This is a genomic window from Vibrio sp. D173a, assembly GCF_030248475.1.
This window is the reverse complement of record NZ_JAHGAH010000067.1, coordinates 1-1751: the sequence shown is the minus strand read 5'-3', so window position 1 is coordinate 1751 and position 1751 is coordinate 1. Positions and strand designations below refer to the sequence as shown.

Sequence of the window (1751 nt, the reverse complement as noted above, 5' to 3'; positions counted from 1 at the left end):
TGCGGCATTTGTCCTTAATATTGAGCTGCATTATCTTCCACCTTACAGCCCAAACCTCAATCCAATAGAGCGGCTTTGGAAAGTAATGAATGAGAAGTCGAGGAACAACGTTTACTTCAAAAGTAAACGGGACTTCAAGGCGGCAATAGACCAATTTTTTACTGTGACTCTTCCAGAGATCGCAGGCTCTTTGGCATCTCGAATTAATGATAATTTTCAGGTTCTCAAGCCTGCATCTTCAAGTTGATTCGGTATATTCGTCACATTTGACGTATCCCAATCACTGATATCAGCATTAAAGATTTCACGATCTTTAAATACAAAACTCATGGACGTTACCTGAGTGGTACAAAATCGAATTTTCCCTTGCTCTAGTGTATCTAACATCGTCTTGTCTTTGATTAGAGCGTTATCCACTACTACATAAACTTGCCCGTTTTCAATCATCACGGAGTTAACGGCTTGGTCAGGGCATTTTACTGAGATATCAGCGGCAAATGCGGTTTGGCTGGCAAGCGCGGCCGCGCCCACGAGAAGTGAGGTTATGGTTCTTTTCATTGTATTTTCCTAGGGTTGAATAGACGTTATTGCGTAAAAGTTGGAAGGTTATCTTCAGACAGGCCACTGCCTTTAGCGAAGTCGGCATGACGAGAGACGCGCTTGACGTTCCAGTGGGTTAAGTCTTGGTCGAAGCGCTTTGCGCCGGAGAACATACGGTCCATGTTGGTAACACGGGAAGTATCCCAGCGGCTGATGTCTTGATTGAAGTATTTGTTTTTAGCGAACAGGTCACTCATGTCTGTTACGTGAGTGGTGCAGAGTTGAATGTTGGCATCCAAAAAATTTTGCCAATAGTCTGAGTTGCGAATGAGTGCGTCATTGACGACCACAAACAATTCATCTTCTTGAACCATGACGGTTCCTGGTTTGTTGGAATCACAGGTGACTGTTTCAGGCTCACTAGCAAAAGCTTGGCTACAACTTAGTAGCGCGCAGGCGGAAATAATCGAACGTAGCTTCATGACTAAGATATCCGTGTCTTATAAAACGAATCTCGATCATATAAAAAGCAATTTTGTCAGTTTCACTAATAGAGGCTTTAAATTAACTAAATCAGTAAAAATGCATTCCTTAGCCCAATAAATACCTCACAGTAATAACATAATTCATTATAAAGAGAGCACTTTGTGAGATATTCCGTTAATTGTGCTGAATATCGTCAGTGTATTTTTTCTAAGTTTACTTAAGTAACGGCTATTTACCGTATCAGTCTTTTGGCATTTCGTTTTTTTGATCAAAAAAAAGAGCCGCAAACTGCGGCTCTTTTTTTATCTAATTGTTGAAACAACCAAAATATGATAATAATGATTTGCTAATAATCAGCAAGTTACGCAAAAAACAACCATATGTTGATATTCACCAAAACAAGCATAAGTTGATAATTTTGTGAATCGACGAACTTAGCCCAAAACTAACGGTAAGAAAGTTACTTTCTTGTCGTATTCTGACAAAGATGCTTCGTTACTCCTAATTCGCAGATCTTCATCCTTTGTCTAATCACAAACCAGAAACCCACTACAAAAAGTTCCCATCAAACAAAATTTTCACAACAGTGTTTATATGACCATAGCTCGCTTTTGGACAAAAGTTTGTTACGATTTCTGAGTAACGTGGGGATTTCAGATAAGTTCAATTAGGACAATAACGGTGCATACATTCCTCTGCTGCCGCCCTAAAGTGGCTTTGTTGCG

General features: G+C 39.9%; 2 protein-coding genes and 1 pseudogene. 1 reads left to right on the top strand and 2 read right to left on the bottom strand.

What is annotated here, in order from left to right; translation table 11 throughout:
- A partial coding sequence (locus KIV40_RS07895) for a transposase (protein WP_285348608.1) occupies positions 1 to 247 on the top strand: 247 nt, incomplete at its 5' end.
- Positions 248 to 252: 5 nt separating this feature from the next.
- Here KIV40_RS07895 and KIV40_RS07890 read toward each other — a convergent pair.
- Positions 253 to 558: pseudogene (locus KIV40_RS07890) on the bottom strand (BspA family leucine-rich repeat surface protein); the annotation flags it as partial.
- Positions 559 to 584: 26 nt separating this feature from the next.
- Entirely contained in the window at positions 585 to 1022 is a 438-nt protein-coding gene (locus KIV40_RS07885; RefSeq protein WP_285348606.1) for a BspA family leucine-rich repeat surface protein, read from the bottom strand.
- Between the last annotated feature and the right edge of the window lie 729 nt (positions 1023 to 1751).